General features: G+C 46.8%; 18 protein-coding genes. 2 read left to right on the forward strand and 16 right to left on the reverse strand.

Annotation, left to right across the window (positions count from 1 at the left end):
• Window positions 1–36 precede the first annotated feature (36 nt).
• The 7 genes from prmA to AC5O63_RS16665 all read right to left on the reverse strand — a co-directional run bounded on the left by prmA (window position 37) and on the right by AC5O63_RS16665 (window position 8,358).
• Entirely contained in the window at window positions 37–924 is an 888-nt protein-coding gene (gene prmA / locus AC5O63_RS16635; protein ID WP_494505669.1) for a 50S ribosomal protein L11 methyltransferase, read from the reverse strand.
• 128 nt (window positions 925–1,052) lie between these two features.
• On the reverse strand, window positions 1,053–2,396 hold the full coding sequence (gene accC, locus AC5O63_RS16640) for an acetyl-CoA carboxylase biotin carboxylase subunit (protein ID WP_171323715.1): 1,344 nt from the start codon (window positions 2,394–2,396) through the stop codon (window positions 1,053–1,055).
• 15 nt (window positions 2,397–2,411) lie between these two features.
• On the reverse strand, window positions 2,412–2,876 hold the full coding sequence (gene accB, locus AC5O63_RS16645; protein ID WP_239826950.1) for an acetyl-CoA carboxylase biotin carboxyl carrier protein: 465 nt from the start codon (window positions 2,874–2,876) through the stop codon (window positions 2,412–2,414).
• Window positions 2,877–2,976: 100 nt separating this feature from the next.
• On the reverse strand, window positions 2,977–3,426 hold the full coding sequence (gene aroQ, locus AC5O63_RS16650) for a type II 3-dehydroquinate dehydratase (protein ID WP_004742955.1): 450 nt from the start codon (window positions 3,424–3,426) through the stop codon (window positions 2,977–2,979).
• Between the two features lie 301 nt (window positions 3,427–3,727).
• Window positions 3,728–5,677, reverse strand: a complete 1,950-nt coding sequence (gene acs, locus AC5O63_RS16655) for an acetate--CoA ligase (protein ID WP_494505670.1) — start codon at window positions 5,675–5,677, stop codon at window positions 3,728–3,730.
• 211 nt (window positions 5,678–5,888) lie between these two features.
• Window positions 5,889–6,521, reverse strand: a complete 633-nt coding sequence (locus AC5O63_RS16660) for a 3'-5' exonuclease (RefSeq protein ID WP_004742957.1) — start codon at window positions 6,519–6,521, stop codon at window positions 5,889–5,891.
• Window positions 6,522–6,531: 10 nt separating this feature from the next.
• Window positions 6,532–8,358, reverse strand: coding sequence for a DUF294 nucleotidyltransferase-like domain-containing protein (locus AC5O63_RS16665; protein ID WP_494505671.1), 1,827 nt, complete (start codon window positions 8,356–8,358; stop codon window positions 6,532–6,534).
• A 236-nt stretch (window positions 8,359–8,594) separates the two neighbouring features.
• Here AC5O63_RS16665 and AC5O63_RS16670 point away from each other — a divergent pair, with 236 nt between their 5' ends.
• Together AC5O63_RS16670 and AC5O63_RS16675 are read left to right on the forward strand one after the other, a co-directional pair.
• Window positions 8,595–9,779: a 3-phenylpropionate MFS transporter gene (locus AC5O63_RS16670; RefSeq protein ID WP_171323709.1), complete on the forward strand. Its 1,185-nt coding sequence runs from the start codon at window positions 8,595–8,597 to the stop codon at window positions 9,777–9,779.
• A gap of 93 nt (window positions 9,780–9,872) precedes the next feature.
• Window positions 9,873–13,301, forward strand: coding sequence for a PAS domain-containing hybrid sensor histidine kinase/response regulator (locus tag AC5O63_RS16675; protein ID WP_494505672.1), 3,429 nt, complete (start codon window positions 9,873–9,875; stop codon window positions 13,299–13,301).
• A 257-nt stretch (window positions 13,302–13,558) separates the two neighbouring features.
• Here the strand turns inward: AC5O63_RS16675 and AC5O63_RS16680 are convergent, their stop codons facing one another.
• From AC5O63_RS16680 to pyrB, 9 genes are all read right to left on the reverse strand, one after another.
• Window positions 13,559–14,041, reverse strand: coding sequence for a hypothetical protein (locus AC5O63_RS16680; protein ID WP_494505673.1), 483 nt, complete (start codon window positions 14,039–14,041; stop codon window positions 13,559–13,561).
• A 93-nt stretch (window positions 14,042–14,134) separates the two neighbouring features.
• Window positions 14,135–15,862, reverse strand: coding sequence for a sodium:solute symporter family protein (locus tag AC5O63_RS16685; RefSeq protein ID WP_004742962.1), 1,728 nt, complete (start codon window positions 15,860–15,862; stop codon window positions 14,135–14,137).
• A 12-nt stretch (window positions 15,863–15,874) separates the two neighbouring features.
• Entirely contained in the window at window positions 15,875–16,138 is a 264-nt protein-coding gene (locus AC5O63_RS16690; RefSeq protein WP_004742963.1) for a DUF4212 domain-containing protein, read from the reverse strand.
• A gap of 216 nt (window positions 16,139–16,354) precedes the next feature.
• On the reverse strand, window positions 16,355–16,981 hold the full coding sequence (locus AC5O63_RS16695) for a MarC family protein (protein ID WP_494505674.1): 627 nt from the start codon (window positions 16,979–16,981) through the stop codon (window positions 16,355–16,357).
• A gap of 105 nt (window positions 16,982–17,086) precedes the next feature.
• Window positions 17,087–17,722, reverse strand: a complete 636-nt coding sequence (locus tag AC5O63_RS16700) for a response regulator transcription factor (protein WP_239826959.1) — start codon at window positions 17,720–17,722, stop codon at window positions 17,087–17,089.
• A 334-nt stretch (window positions 17,723–18,056) separates the two neighbouring features.
• On the reverse strand, window positions 18,057–19,850 hold the full coding sequence (locus AC5O63_RS16705; protein WP_494505675.1) for a protein-disulfide reductase DsbD: 1,794 nt from the start codon (window positions 19,848–19,850) through the stop codon (window positions 18,057–18,059).
• 147 nt (window positions 19,851–19,997) lie between these two features.
• The gene (locus tag AC5O63_RS16710) at window positions 19,998–20,486 is read right to left on the reverse strand and encodes an arginine repressor (RefSeq protein WP_171323701.1); all 489 of its coding nucleotides are present in this window, start codon (window positions 20,484–20,486) and stop codon (window positions 19,998–20,000) included.
• Window positions 20,487–20,790: 304 nt separating this feature from the next.
• Window positions 20,791–21,255, reverse strand: a complete 465-nt coding sequence (gene pyrI, locus AC5O63_RS16715; RefSeq protein WP_004742968.1) for an aspartate carbamoyltransferase regulatory subunit — start codon at window positions 21,253–21,255, stop codon at window positions 20,791–20,793.
• 17 nt (window positions 21,256–21,272) lie between these two features.
• Entirely contained in the window at window positions 21,273–22,202 is a 930-nt protein-coding gene (gene pyrB, locus AC5O63_RS16720) for an aspartate carbamoyltransferase (protein ID WP_494505676.1), read from the reverse strand.
• Window positions 22,203–22,457: the final 255 nt, after the last annotated feature.

A 22,457-nucleotide genomic window follows, 5' to 3' on the forward strand; every position in this document is an offset into this window, starting at 1 on the left:
GCCCAAAAATCAGTCAATTAGCTCGCAAAGTCTTGTCTAGCCTTGCTTTCGACCAGAGATGCGACACCATTCACTTTGCTCTTTGATAGGATCAATGTGAAGCTCATCACGGTAATAGTTAGCCACATCTTCAGCTTGAGTATCAAGCACACCTGACATCGCAAGCTCACCGTTTGGCTTAACTAAAGACTTAATGATTGGTGAAAGTTCGCGTAGCGGACCTGCTAAGATGTTAGCAACCACCACGTCAGCAATTAGACCTTCAGGCTGATCTTGAGGAAGGAATACTTCTAACTGGTCGGCAACACCGTTACGCTCAGCGTTGTCTTTAGAGGCAAGCAGTGCTTGAGGATCAATATCGATCCCGATAACTTTTTCCGCGCCCAGTTTGATCGCAGCGATCGCAAGAATGCCAGAGCCACAACCAAAGTCGATCACGGTTTTGCCCGATAAATCTAAGCCTTCTAGCCATTCAAGACATAAAGCGGTAGTTGGGTGGGTACCAGTGCCAAAGGCAAGGCCCGGATCCAGCATCACGTTCACAGCCTCAGGCTCAGGGATCTCACGCCAGCTAGGGCAAATCCACAAACGCTCGCCAAACTTCATTGGGTGGAAGTTATCCATCCACTCGCGTTCCCAGTCCTTATCTTCCAACTGCTCGACTTTATAAGCGAAATCATCCGCCAGTAGACCGCTGAGTTTGGATTGCTCAATGATAAAGTTAGTATCCGCTTCCGCGTCATACAGCGCTAGGATATCCGTATCACCCCAAAGACGAGTTTCACCAGGTAGAGGTTCGAATACAGGTGTATCCTGCGCGTCTAAGAAGGTCACAGACAGCGCACCAGTCTCTTCCATTAGCATGTCGCCGATCTGTTCAGCGTTTTCATTGGTCGCATTGAGTTTGATTTGAATCCAAGGCATGAGTATGAGCTCTTTACATTGATTGATGTGATTTGGCGCAGAGTGTAGCAGAAAAGGCTAACAAGTGCGCGAAAACAAAAATGCTCACCGAAGTGAGCATTTTTTATTATGACTAAAGCGGAAATCGCTTATTGCAGACCTAGTTTCTTCTCTAGGTAATGAATGTTGGCACCACCGTGTTGGAAGTTTTCATCATTCATAATGCTTTCTTGTAGAGGAACGTTAGTCTTGATGCCTTCAACGATCATCTCGCCTAGCGCGTTCTTCATACGTGCAATAGCTACATCGCGATTCTCCCCGAAAGTGATCAGCTTACCGATCATTGAATCGTAGTGAGGAGGCACTGTGTAGCCTGTGTAGATGTGCGATTCCCAGCGAACACCCATGCCGCCTGGGGCGTGGAAGCGTTCAATCTTACCTGGTGAAGGTAGGAAGCGCTCTGGGTCTTCTGCGTTGATACGACATTCGATAGCATGGCCGCGGATCTTGATGTCATCCTGAGTGAATGACAAAGGTTGACCTGCTGCAACACGCAGTTGCTCTTTGATTAGGTCTACGCCCGTTACCATTTCAGTTACTGGGTGCTCAACCTGAATACGAGTATTCATTTCGATGAAGTAGAATTCGCCGTTTTCGTATAGGAACTCAAACGTACCTGCGCCGCGGTAACCGATTTCTAGACATGCACGTGTACAACGTTCACCGATGTACTTACGCATCTCTTCAGTGATACCTGGTGCTGGCGCTTCTTCAACAACCTTCTGGTGACGACGCTGCATAGAACAGTCACGCTCACCTAGATGGATAGCACCGCCTTGACCATCAGCAATAACCTGAACTTCAACGTGACGAGGGTTCTCTAGGAATTTTTCCATGTAAACCATGTCGTTGTTGAACGCTGCCTTTGCTTCAGCACGCGTCATAGCGATGGCTTCAATTAACTCGCCTTCAGAGCGAACAACACGCATACCACGACCGCCGCCGCCGCCAGACGCTTTGATGATTACTGGGTAACCAATACGCTTAGCGTGTGCTTTGTTTGCCTGCTCGTCGTCATCTAGTGGGCCATCAGAACCCGGTACACAAGGTACGCCAGCTTTCTTCATTGCCGTGATAGCAGAAACCTTGTCACCCATGATGCGGATTGTTTCCGCTTTAGGACCAACAAAGATAAAGCCGCTGCGCTCAACTTGCTCAGCAAAATCTGCGTTTTCAGATAGGAAACCGTAACCCGGGTGGATTGCCACCGCGCCAGTCACTTCCGCCGCTGAAATGATGCGTGGAATATTTAGGTAGCTATCGATGCCACGTGCAGGACCGATACAAATCGCTTCGTCTGCAAGTAGTACGTGTTTTAGGTCACGGTCAGCAGTTGAGTGAACAGCTACTGTTTTGATGCCCAATTCTTTACATGCGCGAAGAATACGAAGTGCAATTTCACCTCGGTTCGCGATGACTAATTTATCTAGCATAAGAGAGAGCCTCTATTATTCGATAACAACAAGTGGTTGGTCGAATTCAACTGGTTGGCCGTCTTCAACTAGGATAGCGGTTACAACGCCAGACTTGTCTGCTTCGATTTGGTTCATCATCTTCATCGCTTCAACGATACATAGTGTGTCGCCAGCGTTTACTGCTTGACCAACTTCAACGAAAGATTTCGCGTCTGGGCTTGGAGAACGGTAGAAAGTACCTACCATTGGAGAAAGAACTTGGTGGCCAGCTGGAGTTGCAGGAGCCGCTGCCGCTTCTGGCGCTGCTGCAGGAGCAGGTGCCGCTGCTGGTGCAGCCGCTACAGGAGCTGGAGCTGCTGCGTATTGAACTGGTGCTACAGGTGCAGCAGTACCGTTACGGCTGATGCGTACCGACTCTTCACCTTCAGAGATTTCTAGCTCAGCAATGCCAGACTCTTCTACTAACTCGATAAGCTTCTTGATTTTACGGATATCCATCTTTTCTTTCTCTTTTATCTTGTGAATAAGACAGCTCAAAACGAGCTGCAGAGTGTTTATTTACGTTGAGCATCTGCGAAGGACTTCAACGTCAGTTGGGTTACTTTGCCTGCAGCTTATTCAGCGCGGCAGACAGAGCGAATTCGTATCCTTGCGCACCTAAACCACAAATCACGCCCTCAGCCTTATCTGAGAGATAAGAGTGATGACGGAATGGTTCACGAGCATGCACATTGGATAAATGTACTTCGATAAACGGGATAGCCACACCTAATAGTGCATCTCTAAGTGCAACACTGGTGTGGGTAAAGGCGGCAGGGTTGATGATAATAAAATCCACTTTGTCGTATGCCGCATGGATAGCTTCGATCAGCTCATACTCACGATTGGATTGAAGATGTTGGAGTTCAACATTGGCTTCATTCGCTTGCTTAGTTAATGTGTCGATAATCTGTGGTAGTGTTGACGAACCGTAATGTGCGGGTTCGCGTAGACCTAACAGGTTTAAATTTGGACCATTTAAGACAAGAATGCGTGATTTTGCTGTCATTGTGCTGCCATCTTCCTACTTCATGATATGAACTGGAATATTCCCATATTATCTCGGATTCATCATGCAGTTTTTACTAAAAATAGCAGTGAATCTTTGAAATAGACCCAGATTATAGCTAATTCAGCGCATTTAGCAGCAATTTACTGGTCTAATCTCCCAGCTTGAAGCCGGATTTTTGTAACCGAGGTAACATTTTTTGCTCAATAAGAAAGGGCGAGAGAGGAGTACTTTAGACGGTAAAAACAAAAAACCGCCACATAGTGTGACGGTTTGAAGTTCTACATAGTGGTGCTGATAATTATGCTAATTCCGCTTTTTCTGCAATCAGCTTATCAACCACACTTGGATCCGCTAGGGTTGAAGTATCGCCTAAGTTGCTAGTATCGCCTGTAGCAATCTTACGTAGAATACGGCGCATAATCTTACCAGAACGAGTCTTAGGTAATGAGTCTGTCCAGTGCAGTACATCAGGTGTTGCGATAGGGCCAATTTCTTTACGCACCCAGTCTTTCACTTCTTTATGCAGTTCTGCACTTGGGAACTCACCGTCATTGAGCGTGATGTAAGCGTAGATTGCTTGGCCTTTAATATCGTGCGGGATACCAACAATCGCTGCCTCAGCAATCTTATCGTGAGCGACGAGCGCCGATTCGATTTCTGCGGTACCCATACGGTGACCAGAAACGTTTAATACGTCATCCACACGACCGGTAATCCAGTAGTAACCATCTTCATCGCGACGCGCGCCGTCACTGGTGAAGTACATGCCTTTAAACGTAGAGAAGTAAGTTTGCTCGAAGCGCTCATGGTCGCCATATACTGTGCGCATCTGACCTGGCCATGAATCAAGGATGACTAGGTTACCGTCAGTCGCACCTTCGATAATGTTACCCATGTTATCAACCAGAGCAGGCTGAACACCGAAGAATGGGCGAGTCGCAGAGCCTGGTTTAAGGTCTGTTGCGCCTGGTAGTGGAGCAATCAAGATGCCGCCTGTTTCGGTTTGCCACCAAGTATCCACAATCGGTGAATCTTCATTACCGATGGTTTTGTAGTACCACTCCCACGCTTCAGGGTTAATAGGTTCACCTACCGAGCCCATAATACGTAGGCTGCTACGTGAAGTGCCTTCTACGGCTTCATTGCCTTTCGCCATAAGGGCACGAATCGCTGTTGGTGCCGTGTATAGGATATTGACTTGGTGTTTATCCACCACTTGGCTCATGCGGTTTGTGCTTGGGTAGTTAGGTACGCCTTCGAATAGGATTGTTTTTGCACCGTTAGCCAGTGGGCCGTAAATCAGATAAGTGTGTCCGGTAATCCAACCCACATCGGCAGTACACCAGAAGGTTTCGCCTGGCTGATAATCAAATACGTACTTGAATGTCATGGTAGCGTAGACAAGGTAACCGCCTGTGGTGTGGAGAACACCTTTTGGTTTGCCTGTCGAGCCAGAAGTGTAGAGGATGAAAAGAGGGTCTTCTGCTTTCATCTCTTCTGGTGGGCAGTCAGCAGAAACATTTGCGGTTGCTTCATGCCACCAAACATCACGATGCTCATGCCAATCAATGTCACCGCCCGTACGTTTCATGACGATGACTTTATCGATGGTTTTTACTTCCGGATTAGTCAGTGCTTCATCGACATTCTTTTTCAGAGGAACGGCACGACCACCACGCACGCCTTCGTCAGCGGTAATCACCACTTTAGCGTCTGAATCAATAATACGACCAGATAGTGCTTCTGGAGAGAAGCCTCCGAATACAACAGTATGTACCGCACCAATACGGGTACAGGCTAGCATAGCAACCGCTGCTTCAGTCACCATCGGCATGTATAGACAAACCACATCGCCTTTACGCACGCCTTGTTCTTTCAGTGCGTTAGAAAACTCACACACTTCTTTATGCAGTTGGTTAAAGGTCAGTGTTTTATCGTCGTTTGGATCATCACCTTCCCAGATGATGGCGACGTCATCACCACGTTCAGCAAGGTGACGGTCAATACAGTTTGCAGATACGTTTAGCGTGCCGTCTTCGAACCAACGGATATCAACGTGACCGGTATCAAAGGAAGTGTTCTTTACTTGAGTGAAAGGCTTCATCCAATCGACGATTTTTCCGTGCTCACTCCAGAAACCAACAGGGTCTGTCACCGACTGTTGGTACATAGCTTGGTAGGTATCGTTATCCGCGTGGGTATTTTTTTTGATGTTTTCTTTTACCGGATAAATATGGGCTTCACTCATTGCTTATCTCCTTGTGCTTAATTCCTTGTGAATTGAGCAAGTGTCCGTTTAAAACGATAAGGTCACCTGACCCTGACGTCGTAAAATCCCTATACCCATAACTTTCAAGCACAGGCGAGAATTCGACAATTAGACTTTAGGATGAGAGAGATAGATCTGCTTTGAAATGAAGGAATTAAAACGCAAATTGAGAACTTGGTCGTAAGTTAGGTTAGCGGGTATAGGGCAGATTTAAGCTAGGGAGGTCACCTTTTGTTAATCGAACAAACACTAAGGCGGCGGAAATCGCATCTTGTAGGGCATCGTGTTTGTCTTGCAAAGGCAAGTCGAGATGCTTACAAATGGCATCCAAGCTGAGATCAAAGTAGGCGTTAGGCAGATGCTTTTCTAGTTTGTCATGATAGATCTGGCTGACTTCGATTAAAGGGTTGGGTAGAGGAAAGCCCAGTTGTTTGCGACAAGCGAGATCGAGAATTTTTTTGTCATAGCGAATGTGATAGCCGACTAATGGACGATTACCTATGAACTCCAGCAGTTGCATCAAGGCTTGTTTTTCATCGATACCATCAACGAGATCCTGATGGCGGATGCGGTGGATTTTGATTGAGCCAGAGTCCAGTGATTGCGGGGCTCTAAGCCTGACTTCAAACGGTTTGCTGGTAATAATTCGATTGTCGATGATTTTGGTCGCCGCAATGGTAACGAGTTCGGCACGATTAGGGTCGAGGCTGGTGGTCTCACAATCTAACGAGACGTACTCACCTTTTTGCACCGAGGCAAAAAGAGGCTGGTAAGGAGATCCCTTGAGTTTGTAAAACCAATAACGGCGTTGCAACCAATTCATACACCAGCCTCTAATCTCTTATCTGATAATGATAGCCCAAGAACTGCTTAAACTTTTTCACTACATGCAAACTATGACGTAGTAAATCTCGCTCGGTACGCTCTATCTGTTTCAGGTCGATGCGATTGTGGCTGTGTTGATTTGTCAGTTGTTGATTGAGGCGCAGCTTGAATAGCAACTTAAGCGCTTCACTGAGGTTGTCGGCGGTCTCTGGTTCAAGTATCCGTTTTACTCTTAAAGCTTCTATGCGTTCAAAGGTGTTTTTCTCTTCAATGCCATATTCTAGCGACAAGGTACGGATCCCATGAACGATAGGGAAGATGCCGCCACTTTTTACGTCGACACCTTGTTTGTCTTTCTTAACATTGCCAAATAGCGTCAATGGTAGAGAAAACTGTAACGCAGGGCGTGAGAAGTCTTGCAGCGCGAGCATATTGTTCAGCATGGTTTGCTTAAGATGTTGCGTGATGGGGTCGAGTAACGATTTGTTGCCCGCGACTGCATGAGCATCGGTGAAAATCGCTAGGTCCATGACGTTTTCTGCACTACTAGGTTTAGACCATTGGCTGATCGTGCTTTTCCACTCTGACTGAGTCTTGACCCATTTCGGGTTATTGACCATGACATTACCAGGGCAAAGTGGGTAGCCAAGTTGCTGTAGCGTATGGGTTAGCTGACCCATAACGGTTTCACATTGGTGCCAATGAAGACCATCTTTGATGATCAATGCGTTGTCTTGGTCAGTTTTCAGTATTTGTTCCCCACGCCCTTCTGAGCCTAGAACGACCAAACAACAGTGATCGTGAAGGGCAGGAGGAACAATCAGTTCAAAGGCTTTCTCTATGATCTGCTCGTTGACCGCTGAGATCAGTTCCATGATAAAGCGGGTGCGAATGCCGTTGTTAAGTAGACTTTCGACTAAGTTTCGTTGCCTGTTCGAGGCGAGAGCCAACTCTTCAATACTGGTCGAGCGGGCAATACTTAACGTTAATACGTGCGAGTGGGTAGAGAAAGCACTGAGGATCTGGGTCATATCGAGCATGCCGACCGCTTCTTTACCATCGGCGACCATCACGCGTTTCATTCGGTGACGTGTCATTTTAATCATCGCATTAAAAAGAAACTCACCGTCCTCTACATGCACCACAGGGAAAGTGGCAATTTTGCCTACAGGAGTGTCGAGTGGATGACCTTCAAGCATAACGGCATGCAGCATATTGGTTCGAGTAATGATCCCATACGGCATTGAGTGCTCATCTTCGACGAGGCGAACGTCAGAGTCGTTTAATCGCACCAACGCAGAGTCGATACCATTTTGCTTGAGTGTCTGCGTGACTTCATTCAGTGGTTGCTCGGGAGAGAGTATCATCGGCGGGTGATAGATCTCTTTGTCGACCTTGGTCAGGATAAACTCGGCCAGGTTTTGCTGTTGCTGGGCCGCATCGATCAGCTCTTGGCGCTTGGCAAGGTTGTTGTCGAAATAGGCGGCAAACTGACCATTCTCGTTATATAGCTCAATGAAAACTGATTTGGGCAATAGGTAGCAAAGGGTATCTTCTAATGCGATGTAGCGATGCTTTACCGTCTCTTCAAATAGAGCACGCACATCAAACAAATCATCATTAGCGTAGTGAGCAAAGATTTCTTTGTCGTCTTCTGAGCGCTCTTCGACTGCTCCCTTGATCAGGATGTGCAGGTGCTGACTCTGTGTACCGGGCTGAAGTAAGGTTTCTTTGGCACGGTAATAAGCGACATCCAATGAACTACGCAGCCGGTTCTGCTGCTGGCTGTCCAATCGATCAAACGGTGGGGAGTGCATATTAAATTTATCTGGCATTGCGGAACCCTACTTCATTGCCACTCTATAGGTTAAGTGTGCAGGATTGGCATAATTGTTCCAGACGACTTTGGTCGAATCTATTAATGAAACAAGTCCGCTTATTTCGTTGCTAATGATGAAAATAGTGAGAATAGGGAAACGCAGTTGTGACGATTATTCCCTTTTTATTCTCAGCAAAGCAAACGATAATATCGCCGCTTTGTTCCAATTTATTCACGCATTCAGAGGTAATGATGCTCACCCCATCTCCATATGGCTGGATTTCCCAGTATTTTGTCGGTTTCTTTTTCGCTTATGGTGTTTATCTACCATTTTGGGCGTTGTGGTTTGAAGAGCAAGGGGTATCGGCAACAGATATCGGATTACTGGTCGGTATTGGTTTTGCGACCCGATGTGTCGCCAACATGGTGTTAACACCACGTATCCATAAAGTCGAACACTTGATGCCAGCACTGCGATGGCTCAGCTTCGCCTCTATTCTTTTTGTTGGTTTCCACTTCTTTACAGGTGGTAGTTTTTGGTTAATGGCATTGGCGACTGTGTTGTTCAACTTGTGCTGTGGCCCTATTGTTCCCTTGTCTGATGCCATGGCGAACTACTATTCACGTTTGCAAATGCTGGATTATGGCCGCACTCGCTTGTGGGGTTCGATTGCCTTTATTGCCGGTTCAACGGTGGTTGGCTTCTTAGTTGCGCAGTATGGCAGTGACATGATTATCTTCACCGCGCTGGCTGGTGTGGTTGTGGCTTTGTTGTTCTCGATGCGCAACATCAATCCAATGCCCGTTACGACGGAAGATGAAGATGCCGAGCGGCCTAAGTTGACAGAGCTGCTGCGTGAACTTCCCGTGGTGAAATTCCTGATTTTGGTTTCTCTAATTCAAGGTAGTCACGCTGCGTATTACAGCTTCAGTTCGATTTATTGGAAAGAGGCGGGCTACTCTGAAGATATCATCGGCTATCTCTGGAGCTTAGGCGTCGTGGCTGAAGTGGCGATTTTTGCGTTGAGTAAACGTCTGTTCTCGGGTTGGACGCTTCGAGCGCTGTTTATGGTTGCTGCACTTGGTGTGGTGGTACGTTGGGGTTTGACTGCTTCCACAACAGCATTAGTGGCATTGGTGATGATCCAGCTTCTACACGGCGTGACTTTCGCAATCGCACATATTGCCGCGATTCAATATATCCAACACTCTGAGCAAAGAAAAATGGTGGCGCTGCAAGCACTGTACAATGCGATTCCTTTAGGGGCATTCATTGCCTTGATGACAACCTTAAGTGGCTGGGGCTATGAAAACTGGGGTGCAAACGTATTCTGGGCGATGGCTGCTATGGGTGTATTGGCTCTATTTATCAAAGTTGACCCTCAAAAACATCAAGTTAGTGATATGTCGAAAGCGGAGCCTAATGCACAGAATTAAGCCTAGCTGATTGAGTTGATAGCATATCCTTAGTTAAATGAAACCTCTCCAGTATGGAGAGGTTTTTGTTTTGGCGCATGATAAGGATATCTGATGCAAGGCTGGCTAGTGATCACCGTATCACTGATGTATCTCGGACTACTGTTCCTCATTGCTTGGTATGGCGATAAACAGCATAACTGGTTGGCAAAATGGCGACCTTGGATTTACAGCCTTTCTATCGCAGTGTACTGCACATCGTGGACATTTTACGGCACCGTCGGACAGGCCAGTAACAATCCTTGGGCATTCTTGCCTATCTACATTGCTCCAATACTCGTCTTTACTCTCGGTTGGCGAATTCTGGCTCGACTGATTATTACCGCCAAACGAGAACATATTACCTCTATTGCTGACTTCATCGCTGCGCGTTATGGCAAATCCCAAGGCTTAGCTGTGGTCGTTACCTTGATTGCCGTGGCTGGTATTTTGCCTTACATCGCACTGCAATTGCGCGGTATTACCATGGGGTTAGAGATCATTTCACCTGAACTGCCGCGAAGTTTCGAAGGCTCAAGCCTTGATGTGTCTTGGTTCGTGGTCGGAGCATTGGCCATTTTTACCATGCTGTTTGGTACTCGCCATATTGATAATACTGAGCATCACCGTGGCATGATGATGGCGATTGCGTTTGAATCTATTATCAAGCTGGTGGCGTTTCTTGCCGTTGGTCTGTTTATTCTGTTCTTGGCGCTTAATCGCAATGACGTTGAGCTAGCACAGATTGCGCGTCAGACCTACCAATCACCGAACATACCGACTCTAGTTATTCACACCGTGCTAACCATGTTGGCGATTGTCTGTCTGCCACGTCAGTTCCATACCATGGTGGTAGAAAATGAGCGCGCGCAAGATTTGCATACTGCGCGTTGGTTATTTCCCGTATATCTGATTTTGATGGGTATTTTTGTCTTGCCGATTGCTTGGGTCGGGCAATCTCTGCTGACCGACGCTAGTCCAGATACCTATGTAATTAGCTTACCTATGGCGGTTGGCGCGCAGGATATTGCTTTACTCGCTTTCCTAGGCGGCACGTCTGCGGCCAGTGGAATGGTGATTGTTTCAACCATCGCTTTGGCAATCATGGTTTCCAATGATTTAGTCATGCCATTGCTGTTGCGCCGAATGCGACTCTCGCAGCGCAATCATAGGCACTTTTCTGGTCTGCTGTTGATTATTCGCCGCGGACTAATATTGTTGCTACTGCTCGGAGCTTGGGGTTTTTATCAAGCTCTGGGTAACATTCACTCCCTTTCTGCGATTGGCTTCCTCTCCTTTGCGGCTATCACCCAGTTTGCCCCAGCTTTGATAGGTGGCATGTATTGGCGTCAGGGTAACCGCAAAGGGGTATACGTTGGTTTGGCGGTAGGCTTTACCTTGTGGTTGATTACCTTAATGAGCCAAACCGATATGTTGGCGGGTAGCGCGCAAGACAACTTCCTATTGTGGATGATCACTCCGCCTGAATGGCTGCAGAATCTCAATGTCAAAAATTCAGACTGGGGCATTGTACTCAGTGTTGCGCTCAACACCCTTTGTTACGTCGTTGTCTCGCTGCTTACTCGCGCCAGTCTAAGTGAGCGCTTACAGTCGGCTTCGTTTGTGGGGACGCCTCTACCTGAAAGTGAAAACATGAGCTTGTATCAAAGTCGTGTCACTGTGGGTGAGTTAGAGATGCTGGCGTCGCGTTTTGTTGGTAGGCAACGGGTGCGAAGTGCATTCAGGCAATATTGGCAACAGCAAAGAGAAACCTTACTGCCCAACCAACAAGCACCTTCTACTTTAATTCGCCATACCGAAAGGGTGTTGGCTGGGGTTTTTGGTGCCTCATCGGCTAAGTTAGTCCTTACTTCTGCGCTACAAGGTAGAAACATGCAGCTGGAAGAAGTCGCTACCATTGTTGATGAAGCTTCAGAGCTGTATGACTTTAGCCGAGGACTACTGCAAGGGGCAATTGAACATATCGGGCAAGGTATTGCAGTGGTCGATAAGCAGCTTCGTCTTGTGGCGTGGAACCAGCGTTACTTAGAGCTGTTTACGTTTCCGGCCGGCTTGATTCAGGTGGGGAGGCCGATTGCCGATGTGATACGACACAATGCTGAGTGCGGGTTGTGTGGCCCGGGTGACCCTGAGGAGCATGTGCGCCGACGGGTTTATCACCTAGAACAAGGAACACGTCATACTTCTTCGCGTGTACGACCTGATGGTCGAGTGATAGAAGTGCAGGGCAACCCAATGCCAGGTGGAGGGTTTGTGATGAGCTTTACCGACATCACCGTCTTCCGCGATGCTGAACAAGCCCTAAAAGATGCTAACGAAACCCTTGAAGAGCGCGTCCAAGAGCGTACTCAAGAGCTAGAGCAACTGAACAAAAAACTGGTCTCAGCCACCCAACGCTCTGAACATGAATCACAATCCAAATCGCGCTTTTTAGCCGCAGTCAGCCATGACTTAATGCAGCCACTCAATGCTGCTCGCCTGTTCGCCTCATCTTTGTCTGAAGTTGCAAAAGAGCCTGAAACTAAACAGCTTTCCCAACATATTGAGAGTGCCTTAGGAGCCGCCGAAGATTTGATTGGCGATTTACTGGATATCTCGCGTCTAGAATCTGGCAAGCTAGATATCAACGTACATGGTTTTGCGATTAACGATGTTTTATCCAACCTCAATGCGGAGTTTAGTGCGCTTGCTAAGCAGCAGGGTATTGAGTTCACCATGATTCCGAGTCAGCTATTGGTTCAGTCTGACCCGAAACTCTTACGTCGTGTGGTACAGAACTTCTTAACTAATGCGTTTCGCTACAGTCCAAAAGGTAAAGTGGTTCTCGGTGTAAGGCGAGTGGGAAGCCAAGCACGTATCGATGTGTGGGACAATGGTATGGGCATTGATGAGGACAAGCAGCAAGAGATATTTGAAGAGTTTAATCGTGGAACTCAAGTCCGGTCTGATCAGGGCTTAGGACTTGGCCTGGCGATTTCTAAAGGGATAGCTCATGTTCTTGGTCACCAAATCACTATGCGTTCATGGCCGGGTAAAGGCAGCGTGTTCTCGATTACGCTCGCGCGCAGCGAAAAAGCCCTAGAACCAGTAAAAGCTGTACCGACAAGCTCTACTTCAGACTTGAGTCATTTGAAAGTTCTGTGTGTGGATAACGAAACCGATATCTTGGTTGGTATGGAAACCTTGCTCGGCCGCTGGGGGTGCGACGTACGAACCGCTGTGGACTTGGTTAACAGCTTGCAGGCAATAGAAGAAACCTGGGTGCCGGATGTGATTTTGTCTGATTATCGACTCGACAATGGACGCACAGGATTAGAAGTGCTTCAGCAATGTCGCCTGCGTCTAGGTGATAGCTTTATCGGCGTCATTATTAGTGCAGACCGCACTGACGATATGCTAGATGGTATCAAGTCGAATGGATTTAGCTTTATTCCCAAGCCTGTCAAACCGCTAAAACTCAGGGCGGTTTTGAATCGGGTTTAGAGGAAACAGAATCGGGAACGGGCTGCGCCCTATGGAACGCTCCGCTAGAGAACGGACTTCGTCCTTCGAGAGGGATAGTTGTTAGTGGGTTGGCAACTTTTGATAGTGCCTGCTTACTAGGAGCGTAGAATGAGCCGTATCCCGTATCCCGTATCCCGTATCCAACGAAAAGGGTCGACGCAAAACGCCAACCCTGAAAAATTCTCCAGCTCTCCAGCTCTCCAGCTCTCCAGCTCTCCAGCTCTCCAGCTCTCCAGCTACTCCGTAAACAAAGTCTCGTATTTAACAAACGCAGTTTGAGTTTCGCCGTAATACAAGGTTCCTTCAGACTGAATCGCGACGCGTAGCCAGCTTTCAGCCGATGTTGGTTTCGCTACAGAGATTGCCCAGTGTTGGCCTGTGCTGTCTGTTGGCTGCATATCCAAAGGTTGAGCACTTTGTTCTTGGTTATCGACAATGGATAGCTTTACACCCTCTAAAGGGAAAGCGGCTTTTAAAGATAAATCCAAACCGTTGGCGGTTAGTTTCTCGGAACGAAACTGCACTTTAAAGTCGCCGTTGGCCATATCACACAGTCCGCTGGTGTAGCGGCAGTTAGACTTGGCGGCTAGCTTATAGGTTTCGCCTTCTTTCGCGGCATGAGGCTTTTCACTCAGCGCCATATCTGTACCAAAGTAGGCAATCAGAGAAAGAATTGGGGCGATCAATAATGCGATTAGAAAGTGCTTATTTTTGAACATCTTGCGTCCTTGCTACAACGTTAAAGGGCTAAGTTAACTCAATTTAGCGAATAAAAAAGCCCCCGAGGGGGCTTTTGTGGCTTAGGTATTATTTTAGTGGTCTACTGCACCGCCAGCACCTGCTGGTACACGTACGTGTTCAACCAAGTCTTTCACTTCTTGTGGTGTTTCCGCTGTTACTTTCGATACAGCGAACGCGACTGCGAAGTTAAAGACTGCACCAATTGCACCGAATGCGTTTGGCTCAATGCCTAGGAACCAGTTGCTGCCCCAGCTTTCTAGGTAAGTCCAGTCAGCAACAAACAGGATGCCTTTGTGCTGGAATACGTAGAATAGAGTGATACTGATACCTGCAATCATACCTGCGATTGCGCCTTCCTTGTTGATACCTTTACTGAAGATACCCATCATCAGTGCCGGGAAGATTGAGGACGCCGCAAGACCAAATGCCAGTGCTACCGTACCTGCTGCAAATCCTGGCGGGTTGAGGCCGAGATAGCCTGCCACCGCAATCGCCACCGCCATGGAAATCCGACTGGCGAGCAGCTCTTTCTTCTCGGATATATTCGGATTGATGACGCCTTTGATTAAATCATGGGATATCGCAGAGGATATCGCGAGCAATAGACCTGCCGCCGTTGATAGTGCCGCTGCCAGACCACCGGCTGCCACCAAGGCAATCACCCAGTTTGGAAGCTTAGCAATCTCAGGGTTAGCCAATACCATGATGTCACGGTCAACTTTCAGTTCGTTAGTTGCTGGGTTTGACGTGTATTCAATCAGACCATCGCCGTTCTTATCATCAAAGCCTAGTAGACCTGTTTTCTCCCAGTTTTTGAACCAGTCAGGGCGCTCATCATAAGCAAGGTGCTGACCTGGAGCTGGATTTACGGTATCCATTAGGTTTAGACGAGCCATTGCCGATACAGCTGGTGCAGTTGTGTATAGGATAGCGATGAAGACTAGTGCCCAACCTGCTGAAGTACGTGCATCACGCACTTTAGGTACCGTGAAGAAACGGATGATTACGTGTGGTAGACCCGCAGTACCGATCATTAGCGACATAGTGTAAACAAACATGTTGAGTGTATCGCCACGGACTTGAGTGGTGTATTCACTAAAGCCGAGTTCGGTGACCACTTGGTCGAGCCTATCGAGTAGATAGACGTCAGTGCCTTGGATGGTACTACCGAGACCAATCTGAGGAAGAGGGTGACCAGTTAGTTGCAGAGAGATAAAGATTGCAGGAATAGTGTAAGCTAAAATGAGTACGCAATATTGAGCAATCTGCGTGTAAGTAATCCCTTTCATGCCACCCATTACAGCGTACATGAATACGATACACATACCGATCAGAAGACCAGTAGAGTAATCAACTTCTAGGAAACGACCGAACGCAACACCAACGCCTTTCATCTGACCGATAACGTAAGTGACCGACGCGATGATAAGACAGACAACTGCTACGATACGTGCTGCGTTTGAGTAGAAACGCTCACCTACGAACTCTGGTACAGTAAACTTGCCGAACTTACGTAGGTAAGGTGCAAGTAGTAGTGCAAGAAGTACGTAACCGCCAGTCCAACCCATTAGGAATACCGAACCGCCGTAACCCATAAAGGCAATCAGACCTGCCATAGAGATAAATGATGCGGCTGACATCCAGTCTGCTGCGGTTGCCATACCGTTGGCGATTGGGTTTACACCACCGCCTGCAACATAAAACTCTTTAGTTGACCCAGCACGTGCCCAAATCGCAATACCGATGTAAAGGATAAAGGTCGCACCAACAACGAGGTAAGTGATAGTTTTCAAATCCATCTGAGTTACTCCTTACTCATCTACGCCGAATTCACGGTCGATTTGGCGCATTTTCCACGCGTAGTAGAAAATAATACCCAGGAAGGCATAGATTGAGCCTTGTTGAGCAAACCAGAAACCAAGCTTGTACCCGCCTAGTTGAAATTGATTGAGTTCATCTACAAATAAAATGCCGCAGCCGAAAGAAACGACAAACCAGATAACCATAAGGCTAATCATCAGTTTTACGTTCTTATCCCAGTAGGCTTTGGCTTTATCCTGACTTTCAAACGCCATTGCCGTCTCCTTACGTGTTCGTTGTTAAGAAAATGTTTCAATATCTACATTAGCAAGGGTGGGACAAGAACTCTTTTCAACTTTAGTCGCGGTGAGAAAAACAAAAAGCGCCTAAAAATAAGGCGCTTAAGGATTAATGATAGATTTTTGTGATGTTAATGGTGTGTTAAATTAGCCTAAAGTCTAACGTTTTATTGTTAGTCTTATCTATTTTAGTTATCCGGCGTAAAAATCTTTGATCCCCATCAGCAGGTTGCTTACTGCCACGGCCGCAAGAATAAGCCCCATCACACGACTGATAATGGCGGCACCGACGTTGCCAATCCACTTCTGAATATGAGTCGCACCAAGGAGTAACAATAGGGTGATAAGTAAAACCGTCACCATGACAGCGGCAGTAATTCCCTGATCGATAAGTGCGTATCTATGATTGTCCGTCAGCATGACAATCGCCATCATTGCTCCCGGTGAAGCGATAGAAGGAATAGCTAAAGGGTAAACCGCCAAATCAGCGAGATCGGAATGGCTCACTTCTTCAGAAAGCTTGGTTTCTTGTTCAGGCTTAGACTCACCAAAGATCATGGTTAGGGCAAACAGTAGTAGCACTAAGCCACCTGCCGCCTGAAATGCTGGCAAAGGTATCTGCATCGCTTCAAGGAGCAACTGACCTGCGACGAGGAAAAACAGCAGTACACCCGTTGCAATAGCCACAGCTTTTAACGCAACCAAACGGCGCTGTTTAGCAGTGAGATGCTGAGTTTGAGATAAGTAAACCGGGACTGAGCCAATAGGATCGATGACAGCCCACAGGACGACGAATTGAGTAATTAGAACGCTTAGCAAGAGAAGTACTCCCAGAGTTTGTTGAACAGAGGGGTAAATCAGATTGTTGCCTGATGCCTCAAGTGTAGCAATTTTCTAGGAGTACTTGTGTCAGAAACTGGTGAGTTAAGCTTCTGATTCGAGTTGTTGAAGTAAAATAACCGCCTGAGTGCGATTTTTTACACCTAACTTACGGAATATCGCCGTCATATGAGCTTTTATTGTCGCTTCTGATACATTTAATTCATAAGCAATCTGCTTGTTCAGTAAGCCATCAGATAGCATTCCTAAGACTTTGTATTGCTGTGGAGTCAAAGTGGCAATTTTTTCTGCTAAATCATTACATGCTGCGTTGTTGGTAATGGAACCTTCAGGGAAGAAAGGTTCGCCATTGAGCACCTGATTGAGAGCACTGACGAGCTCACGCATATCACTGGACTTGGGAATAAAACCGAATGCGCCATGACTCTTAACCTGAGTCACTACCGACGGTTCTTCGCTAGCCGAGACAACCACAATGGGTAAATCAGGATATTCAGCACGCAGTTGAATCAAGCCGGACATGCCGTTTGCTCCAGGCATCTTTAAGTCGAGCAGAAGTAGGTCTGGTTCGTCTTCTTTAGCGAGCAGGGTAAGAAGGGCATCTAATGAGTCGGCTTCTAGCAGATTTGCGCCACTCACCGCCATATGCACCGATTGGAACAGAGCATTGCGAAACAGCGGATGATCATCCGCAATGATAATGGTGTAGGTCGAATCCATGACGTTAACTACTTATGACGGTTTAGTTAATAGAATTATTGTCATCTTTGCGATTGTGGACAATGTTTATCCGCTAAAAGTCTGAACTGTATCGGGTTTTATTAGCGAAATTGCATATAGATACCAGCCAAAGCAAACAAATGCCCATTTCTGCTGGTTAAAATTGCTTATAACGTCGTTATGGCTTTTGAAGTTAGACCCGCTAGCTCGCTACAAGCCATGCCTAGTTCTAAGCAATTTTTCCTACGCAGTTTATAGACATTTGCTCACTTTAGCTGGTATTTGGTTGCTGATTACAAAAGCACTAATGAGTAACCGGTGCTGTTTGAATAGCTTAAAGGTTATGGGTGTCCAAATGCTGTAGGAATGTCTCTGCGTTCATAAAACCAGTAATGCGAGCGTTTGAAACGGACTCTCCATTAGTATCCCAGAACTCGATAGTCGGAAGCCCTAGCACGCTCATCTCTTTCATTAAAGCAATGTCTTGTGGTTGGTTTCGAGTTACATCCGCTTGCAGTAACACAAAATCCTTGAGGCGCGACTCAACGTCAGGCTGGTGGAAGGTGTATTTCTCGAACTCTTTACAGGCCACACACCAGTCAGCGTAGAAATCGAGCATGACCGCTTTACCATCCGCTTTTGCTTTAGCAAGTTGTGTGTTGAGCTGCTCAACATTGGCGATCCGGATAAATTCTATCTGATTTTGTTTCTGTTCTGTGCTGATCGCGCTCTTACCAAAGTAGTGGTTCAATGCAGGTTGAGCTGAGGCAAATAGACCCAGTACAGCAATGATTCCTACCACGCTTTGTTTCCAACCACCAAATGGCAGTGAATTTTTGACATGGTAGAGCCAACCAAACGCAGCGATGCCGAGCACTGACCATAGTCCAGTCGCCCACACCTCAGGCAAGATGCGCTCAAGTAAGAATATTGGCGCAGCCAGTAGAATGAAGCCAAACAGAGTCTTGACCCGATCCATCCAATTGCCCGCTTTTGGTAGCAACTTGTTGCCAAAGACAGCGACTAGCATCAATGGGATGCCCATACCTATAGCTAATGCGTATAGAGCGATACCACCAGTGAGTAGATCGCCACTTTGAGCTACATACAGTAGAGCTCCAGACAGTGGTGCTGTAGTACAAGGTGAACAAACTAAGCCAGAAATCGCTCCCATGGCGAACACGCCCAGTGAGCTTCCACCTTGCTGTTTATTGCTTAAATTGTTCAACCACGTCTGAACGCTGCTAGGCAGTTGTAAGCTATAGAGACCAAACATGGAGAGTGCCAGAGCGACAAATAAAACACTTAAGCCAATTAAGACATAAGGGTGCTGCATAGCCGCTTGAAATTGCATACCTGCTGACGCAACAACTAGTCCGAGTAAGGTATAAGTCAGTGCCATGCCTTGCACGTAGATAAAGGCCAACCCTAGGGCACGTCCATGGCTAAGCTTACCGCTACCCAAAACAATACTGGTTAGAATTGGGTACATTGGCAGTACGCATGGTGTAAAGGCGAGACCAACCCCTAAGGCCAAAAATAGTAGAGGCGTCCACCAGTTGTCACTGAGCTTAGAAGCAAGGTTTGACTCGCTTGAAGCGGGTGTTTGCTTTGTTGCTGCTGTTGATGCGGTTGGTTCTTTTTGAGTTGGAATGACAGCATTCGTTTCTTGGAAGTCGAAGCTAGTGACATCGATAACTCGGGTTTCTGGTGGGTAGCAAAAACCGGCTTTGGCACAGCCTTGGTATTGAACGATCAGGCGCGCCCCATCTTGGTAATTTGCGAGCGGAACTTCGACAAATAGCGGTGTCGTGTAAATATTTACCTCGCCAAAGAACTCATCTTTGTAAGGTTCTCCATCTCGCATTTCAATATCACCCAGAGTGACATTTTCGCCACTGACAGAAATACGATGTTGATAGAGGTAGTAATCTTCTTTGACTTGCCAATCGAGGAAAACGCGATTCCCTTGTTGGAAAGAATTGAATGGGAAAGCTTGGTCTACCGGAACAAAAGTATTGTTGTTAGAACCAAAGCTTGGCGCAGAGTTTGATTGCTCAAAAACGGCCAAAGCAGGTGCAGAAACAATAGAAAAACACAGCAGAATTAGAGATAAAGCGAAGCGCATAAAAGAGTCACTTAAGTTAAATTTTCATCATTTTAACTCAATCAGACAGAGGAAAGGGGGAATAAGTTTCAACTTGCTATCATTTAGAACATTTTTTGTGTGATTCCTCCCCAAAGAAATGGGGCTCTTCGAGGAGGCAATAAAGTACTAAGCGACACCTAATCGCGCACGAACCACACGCTCACACGCATCAATGTTGTCGGTATCTTTAGGGATGACAAGTACAGTGTCGTTACCGCCAACCGTGCCTAAGATCTCGGTATGAGGATCAATGTCGACTAATCGAGCGACAAGTTGCGCGCTACCTGGGTGGGTTTTGACCACCACCATGGCTTGGTTATGAGTAATGAATTCTATCTGGGAAGAGATAGAAGACTCGACACGTACCGGAGCCGTTTCAACGGTAATGCAGTAAACCTTCTTACCGCACGCATTCTGGACTTTCACTACACCTAACTGAGACAGCAATCTAGAGACGGTAGATTGACTGATACCTTCGAAACCAATATCTACCAAGGCTTCACGGAGCTCATTTTGAGTGCTAAAACTTTGCTGTTGCAGCAGACGTTTGCATGCCGCAGTTAGCGTTTTGTCTTCACTGTAGTCAATAGTGGTTGGGTTTAGAGTTTCACTCATGGGAACTCCTTAAAAAACATGACGTAGGGATGATTCGTCCATGTAACTATCAGCACTTAACTCCATCTAGGTGCCGTACCATTTGATTGAGCGGTCACTTCTTTTTTTGGTGACTTATATTTGATGCGATCATAATACCACCAAAGTATATGTGGCTTTGTGAGAATGATCGCCAAATAAATAACTGCTTTAACGGATGTTTTTTGGAGAAATGTTCTGGTTTGAAGTGGATATTTATTCCTGATTGGGAATAAATATCCAGCTTAATTTTAGAGGGAGCGTAGCGAGATTAAGCACTGATTGCTTAGCGCGCTTCCGTCATGATTTCGCGTGAGAATACTTTTTCACAGTAATGGCATTTTAGCTGCACATTCTCTTTCTTTTGCTGCACATTAAAGCGACTTTCTACCGGTTCTCCGTGTGAAATACAGTTGCTATTCGGGCACTCAAACACACTTTCAATGCTTTCTGGAAGCACAAGATTAAGCTTGTTGACTACCTTGTATTCTTCAATCTGATTCACTGTAGCCTTTGGTGCATAAAGCGCCAGTTGGTTCGCTTGCTCTTTAGTCAGGTAGATGTTTTCAATCTTGATCAGGTCTTTGGCACCTAGCGCTGAAGAAGGCAGGTTTAAACCTATCGTAATACGCTCATTTGACTTGTGCATCTTGAACAGTTTCAGCACCTTGATGCCGATGTTTGCAGGAATATGGTCAATGACAGAGCCGTTGCGAATCGCTTCTACTTGTAGTTGAGTTTCTTTTACCATGATAGTTCTCCTGCGGATTAAAGAGTTTCGTTCAAGACTAGGGCTAGCAGAGCTTCGCGCGCATAAACGCCATTTTCAGCTTGCTCGAAGTAGTAAGCGTGTTTGGTCTTATCGACATCTGTGGTGATCTCGTCAACACGTGGTAGTGGGTGAAGCACTTTTAGGTTGTCGCGCGCGCCTTCTAGGGTTGCTGCTGTAAGGATGAAGGCTGATTTCATGTGCGCGTACTCTGACTCATCAAAGCGTTCTTTTTGCACTCGCGTCATGTAAAGCACATCGAGCTCAGGTACCACTTCTTCAATGTTGTTGTGCATGCTGAACTTGATACCCACTTCCTCTAACTCTTCGCAGATGTAGTCAGGCATAGCCAACGCATCTGGCGCGATAAAGAAGAAACGTACATTGTTAAATTTTGCCAGTGCTTGAGTCAGTGAGTGCACAGTGCGGCCATATTTTAGGTCCCCAACGAAAGCAACGTTGAGGTTATCAAGCGTGCCTTGCGTTTCGTGGATAGAGAATAGGTCGAGAAGAGTTTGGGTTGGGTGTTGGTTTGCGCCGTCGCCACCGTTAATGATTGGCACACCATTAGAGAACTCAGACGCTAAACGCGCAGCTCCTTCTTGAGGGTGGCGCATCACAAAGGCATCAACATATGAAGCGATGACTTGAACCGAGTCAGCCAAGGTTTCCCCTTTTTTAGCCAGAGAGGTGTTACCCCCGTTATCGAAGCCAATCACGCTGCCGCCTAAACGCTCAACGGCGGTTTCAAACGACAGGCGGGTACGCGTCGATGGCTCGAAGAAGCAACTCGCCACGACTTTGTTTTTTAGTAGCTCAGGGTTTGGTTCTGCTTTTAAGCGTGCTGCAGTATCGACGATAAGTTCAAGCTCGCTGCGGCTGAGCTCAGGGATGGAGATGATGTGCTTGTTAAATAACGAATGCGCCATAGCTGTATTTCCTCGCCTCATAGATGACAGACAAAAAAAAGCCCCCTAACAATAGGAGGCTGATAAAGGATCGATGGAGACCAAAAATAAAACAGCTGACGTCCCTGATTCAGGGCGCGTTTTGTAGCAACGATGGGTTACTAGTGGCTGAAACATTTTGTACTCCTTAGACAAATTGCGGAGGATTATACGGACAAAATCACGCGACGCAAGCGTTTGCGCAAAGTATCCAGAAATTGGATTTTTATGCGAAAT

This window comes from Vibrio sp. SCP2, assembly GCF_059295395.1.